This is a genomic window from Streptomyces sp. NPDC005070, from assembly GCF_053600395.1.
Map to the genome: position 1 here is coordinate 1 of NZ_JBSFZS010000257.1, position 5477 is coordinate 5477.

Below are 5477 nucleotides of genomic sequence, written 5' to 3' on the forward strand. Positions count from 1 at the left end.
GTCGCGGCCAGCCTGCCCGCTGAGGACTTCTGGATCTTCGACTCGCGCTTGGTCGCGCTGCTGCACTTCGACGATGCCGACAACATCACGGGAATCGAGCTGATCACCGAACCGGCTGAGGTCGTGCGGTACGCCATGGTGCGTGATGCGGCGATGCACAACGCCGTGCCGTTCGACCAGTTCGCCCGGACCGAATGACGCGTGACCAGTGAGCACTGACTATCAGCAAGCCAGGGTGGCCATGGGGACGCGACTGCGCGAACTCCGGTTCACCTGCCCTGGTGGTCGGCTCACCGGTCAGCAGCTCGCCCGGCGGCTCGGCTGGCCGGGCTCGAAGGTCAGCAAGCTGGAGAACGGCAGACAGACGGCCACCCCCGAGGACCTGAGGGCGTGGGCCGACGCGACCGAGCAGCCGGGCGTCTACGCCGAGCTTGCCGCCCGGCTGGCGGGGTTCGAGTCGCACATCAGATCCTGGCGTCGGGCCCTGGCGAACGGCTTCAAGCCGCTGCACGAGGGGCTGAGCGCCGAGATCGACCGCACCTCGGAGATGTGGCTTTGGGAAGAGTCGGTGATCCCCGGTCTGTTGCAGACCTCCGAGTACGCCCGACACGTCATCCAGCGGTACGCCGAACTGCTCGGCGGAGCCGGCGACATTGAGGCAGCCGTGCGCTCCCGGGTGCAGCGGCAGGAGTGGCTGTACCGGCCCGGTCGCAAGCTGCACGTGCTGATGTGGGAGGCCGCGTTGCGGTCGCTGATCTGCCCGCCCTCGGTGCTCGCCGCCCAGCTCGACCGTCTTACCGGGATGCTCGGCATGGACACCGTGGAGCTTGGCGTCATCCCGTTCACGGCCTCCGTCAATATCGTGCCCGCCAATGGCTTCTGGGTCCTTGATGACCGCCTGGTGGTCGCGGAGGACTGGCACGCCGAGCTGTGGCTGGACGACGCCGACAACATCGCCTTGTACGCGAAGGTCTGGAAGACTCTCCGCGAATCCGCCGCGTACGGAACCGACGCCCACAACGTCATCAACTCAGCGCGGCGTGCGCTGAACCCGCGTTGACCTACCGGGGGGTCCCGGTTCAGTGGGTCCACGCGGTTGACGGTCGGCTCAAAGAGCACTTTCCCGCGCATGGCCTTGGCCAACTCGTCGTACGCCTCGTCGGCCTTGGCGGCGAGCCTCTCGACGTTCGGCCACCGCTTGGTCGTCTCGCGTACGGCTTCGGCGCGGTCCTCCTCCTCGTGGCCGGGCCCGGTGCGCTTGTTCCACTTCTGCCAGTCGACGAACTCCACCAGCCAGTCGCGCCATCGACACACCAGGCCGGAGCCGACTTTCGGCATCCCAGCTGCTGGCGTCGCAGCAGGCGTCCCGAAGCGGGGGCTACGGGCGCCGTAGGGCTAATCGTCGTCCTCGGCCAAGAGGGCGGTGAGTTGGTCGGCAGCCCAGTCCGGGAGTGAGGGGCTGTTGTGAGGTGCCTGGGGCAAGGAGCGGTCAGGACCGAGCAGGACGTCATGCCCGGCGAACTCAGTCAAAGCGCTACGCGCGATGTCCCAGATCATGACCGGGCGCCCGGCATTCACGCGATCTGCTCAGAAATCCAGGTCGAGGTAGTCGATGTCGTTGATGGCCACGTCCGAGATTCCCGTGGCACGGCTTCCGCCGTCCTGGAAGTAGATGTCTTTGAATCCTTCGGCGATGATTTGGCGCAGCTCCTGGTCGCTGGCGCCGGCGTCGCGGGCGTCGAACAGGCGCTGTGCGTATACGGCGGGGAGGTGGACGGTGAGGCGGCGAAAACGGCCGTCGTCGGTCGTGCCGATGGGTGCGGTGTAGCCGAAGCGGGCTCGCGTCTCCACGGTAATGCCGCCTGCGGAGGCGGCCTGCTTGCGTCGGCGTTTGCGGACCCGCGGCTGCCAGCGGGATCGCACCGCAGCGTCGATCTTCGCGGTGATGTCCTTGGGCGGGTGTTTCCTGGCTCCGCGCCGGTAGCGGTTCACCGAGTCGGCGGTGACGCCCAGTTCTGCTGCTACGGCCTTCGCGGTTCCCAGCTGTTTGAGGAGGTAGTTGATGCGGGCCGGGCGGAGAGGTTGACGGCGGCGGCTGCCCCCAGCTCCGCGATGCGGGTACGCAATGCAGATGCGTGGTCGTGGGGGCCGCCCAGGACCAGGATCCGGCGTCCGGACAGCGGTGCGGTAGCGGCTGGGCGGTCGGTGCGCCGCTGGGCGGGGCGGCTCTCTCCGGCCGTGCAGGCGGGTGGTGAACCAGTGGCCGAGCTGGCGGGCCATGACCGGAGGGAGGGCGGCTGTCATGCGGTCGAACCAGACCTCGATGGTCTGGGGCAGGTCGTCCTCGAGGAAGCCGTAGGCGGTGAGGAACTCGCGCAGCAGGCGGGATGGGCCGGGCGCCGGAAGGCGCCAGCTGCCCGTTCTGCGCGGTAGTTGAAAGCCCGGCACGGCCCACAACGGCTTCGGCCGCCTGGGACGCCTCGCTGGCGAAGCGGAACAGGCCGGTGACGGCGTCCCCGATCCCGGCGGTGACTCTGTCTCGGAGGGCACGGCGGCAGTCAACAGCCGGGACACACCGCCCAGTCCGGGCCGACGCGCAACCGGACCGGCGAGCAGCAGGCCCAAGCGGCCACGGCGTACAAGCATGCGCGTCGAGCTGGCCGCTGCCTGCCCAACTGCAAAGACCTTCAGAACAGACACGAGCATGCCCGCCAGTCACGCTGGCGCACCGAGAAACCCCAAGATCCTCAACAGAGTCACGTTAGGCCGGGCCTGGCGCAGCACCCCTCCAATACGTCACAGAACGGCCACATCGTCATGACACGGCGCGCACTCACGACATGATGCTTTGCATACACCACGCAGGGGGAAACGAGGCCCTGTATTGCTAGGGGCGGCGGGGAGCCCGATTTGCGATGCCACCTCGGATGAATGCGACGGTCAGGACATGAGTGCGGACGGGTCGGCGGGGAGCGATGCGGGTTCCGGAGACGGGTCGGCGGGGAGCGATGCGGGTTCCGGAGACGGGTCGGCGGGGAGCACACTACTCGGGAATCCAAGATTTCGGGCCAGCGGGAAATTCCTTCTAACGGCAGCCGTTTCTACAATCGTGGCAACCATAATACCGTTCGCCTTTTCGTGGCTTCAGTCCGAGCTGAAAAGCAAGGAGTCCGAACCGCTCGATATACAGGTCAAGTATGGCGGAAATGACCCCCATTGCGCCGGTTCGTGGCTCTTTGCCGCTACTCCAAAAGATCTTCCTAAACTACCCAAGTCTACCTTGATTGACGCTTATTGGGCCCATAAGCAAGGGGGCATTGACAGGGAAGAGACGGATCTGGTTCTAACCGTCCAGGGTAAGCACTCTGACGCGGTGAACCTATCTCGCATTCGGATTGTCGATCTCCGGACACGCCCAGCACCCAAGGGGATTGCTGCAGGCACTTCTGGATGTGGCGGAGAAACGCCAGAACGCGTTTTCAATGTCGCGCTCGGAGACAGAGAACCGAAGGTCTTAGAATGGGACAAGAAGGCGTCGTCGTTGAAAAAAAGTGACGAGATCTCATTGTTCGTCACGGATTCACAAACCGAAAAATTCATCGTTCGGGCCTCCCCCTACCCAAGCACTGCACAGAAAGATCTTTGCGAGTGCGTGATCAGCTGGAGGTTGGCAATAGATTGGGTCTACCATGACAAGAGCGACACCTTGATCTTGGATGACCATGGGAAGCCATTTGAAACCGTCCAAGGTGGGCCCGAACAAACTTACATATACGATGAGTCGACCGGAAACTGGAATTACTTGCCTGCCTCCTAAGGACGACACGAACGGAGCGCCCTCTGCGGCTGAAGGCGTCGCGTGCATCGCTCGCGCGCCGGCCGGCGCACCGAAACTCAGCACCGCAGGCCCCGGCCGGCCGATCGGCGGGAAGAACAAGCACCGTGCACGTGAGCACCCCGTCGGAAAACAGGACAGAACGAACCTCACGGCACTCATCACAAGCAGCAAATCTGCATAAACGGCAAGCTTAGCCCGAGGTGCGCTGCGCTCTCTCTGAGCCGCCGTCCAGACGCCGTCTTGAGGGTGGCTCGGACCGCGGGTTTCCATTTTTTACTCCGCGCATGAGCAGCCAGTAGCCGCACGCCGCCATCACACCAAGCAGAGCACAGGTGGCCCAGAGGAACTCACCGCCGAAATGATCGATGACAAAACCCGAAATCAGGGGGGCGACCAGAGCGGCACCTGCCCATGATGTCGAGTAGACGCCCTGATATCTGCCGCGCCCCTGAGCCGGGGAAATCCGTACGACAAGATTTGTGTGAGTCGGAGCAGCGACGATTTCAGCGAGAGTCCAAAAGCCTACGGTGAATGCGTACATCGCGATGGACTCGGCAAACATGGTAAGACCGAATCCAAACCCTGCGAGTAGTGCCGAACCGATGAGGAGACGGCTTGCGTCCCAGTTCTGGATGCGTCTCGTGGCTGGAATCTGCAGAACTACGATCAATATTCCGTTGACCGCAATGACCATACCGAAATCCGAGCTGGAAAACCCGTCTTCCCCCATAGCGATGGGGAGCCCCACTGAGCCTTGTTGGTAAAGGAGTGCAATCACAAAGGACAGGGCGATGACGGCCATGAATCGGCCATCGCGCAGAACGCTACCGAGCCGAACGTTGTCCTGTCGCTCTCGCGAGTTCTGCGAGCTACTCGAAGGATCGCTCATCGGTGTGCCCACATGGTGGGACTCTGGGACTTTAGCGAAGACGACCACAGCGCAGACGAGCGTCATCGCAGCCTCTCCAAGAAAACCAGCGAGATAGCTCTTCTCCGCGATGAATCCCGCCGCTACGGAAGAGATCGCAATGCCAAGATTTATTGCCCAGAAATTTATGGAGAAGGCCCTCATCCGGTCTTCGGGGCGAACTATGTCGGCTATCATCGCTTGAATTGCCGGTCGAGATCCGCTGCTGGACATACCCACCAGGAAAGCAACACCAGCAATGGCGGCGGGGTGGGTCATGAATGCCAGTACAGCGACAGAGACAGCCGTGAATACCTGAGCGACCAGAATCGTCGGTCTTCGGCCGAGCCTGTCAGCCATCACTCCAGCGCCCAGCGCCGAGATAACACCCCCCAGTCCCAGCAGCGCCGCTACAAGGCCTGCAAACGAAGCAGAATACCCGCGTTCCAGAGTCAGGTAGAGCGCCGTGAAGGTCGCAACGAATGATCCCATTCGATTTACAAGAGTGCTGACCCAAAGCCACCAGAAAGCACGAGGGAGGCCCGATATCATTGATCGGCTCACCCGACCTGTCTCAACAGTAAACAAATCAACCTCCATATCTCACCATCGGCAGGTCTGAGGCCCGTCTCCAGCGAGGCGCTGGAGCCGCTGCGCGCCCCAGACCGGGCTGACCAAGGATGAACCGCGAGGTTCTCGGTCAACGACTCTCAGCGGCGGTCCCCCTCCTGC

4 protein-coding genes and 1 pseudogene are annotated in these 5477 nt (G+C 63.2%); 3 read left to right on the forward strand and 2 right to left on the reverse strand.

What is annotated here, in order from left to right:
* Both ACWEBX_RS37045 and ACWEBX_RS37050 read left to right on the forward strand, forming a co-directional pair.
* On the forward strand, positions 1–198 hold a 198-nt coding region (locus ACWEBX_RS37045; protein ID WP_451889137.1), incomplete at its 5' end, for a DUF6879 family protein.
* Positions 199–208: 10 nt separating this feature from the next.
* Positions 209–1060 carry a helix-turn-helix domain-containing protein gene (locus ACWEBX_RS37050; protein WP_451889138.1) on the forward strand — a complete coding sequence of 284 codons (852 nt, stop codon included), beginning with the start codon at positions 209–211 and terminating at the stop codon, positions 1058–1060.
* 527 nt (positions 1061–1587) lie between these two features.
* Here ACWEBX_RS37050 and tpg read toward each other — a convergent pair.
* Positions 1588–2067: pseudogene (tpg, locus tag ACWEBX_RS37055) on the reverse strand (telomere-protecting terminal protein Tpg); the annotation flags it as partial.
* A gap of 1042 nt (positions 2068–3109) precedes the next feature.
* Here tpg and ACWEBX_RS37060 point away from each other — a divergent pair.
* Positions 3110–3817, forward strand: a complete 708-nt coding sequence (locus ACWEBX_RS37060) for a hypothetical protein (RefSeq protein ID WP_451889139.1) — start codon at positions 3110–3112, stop codon at positions 3815–3817.
* Between the two features lie 211 nt (positions 3818–4028).
* Here ACWEBX_RS37060 and ACWEBX_RS37065 read toward each other — a convergent pair whose 3' ends face one another.
* The gene (locus ACWEBX_RS37065) at positions 4029–5345 is read right to left on the reverse strand and encodes an MDR family MFS transporter (protein ID WP_451889140.1); all 1317 of its coding nucleotides are present in this window, start codon (positions 5343–5345) and stop codon (positions 4029–4031) included.
* Positions 5346–5477 lie beyond the last annotated feature (132 nt).

Excerpts from the sequence above, each read along its gene's own strand:
- ACWEBX_RS37065 (WP_451889140.1), bottom strand. The coding sequence starts at position 5,345 with ATGGAGGTTGATTTGTTTACTGTTGAGACAGGTCGGGTGAGCCGATCA.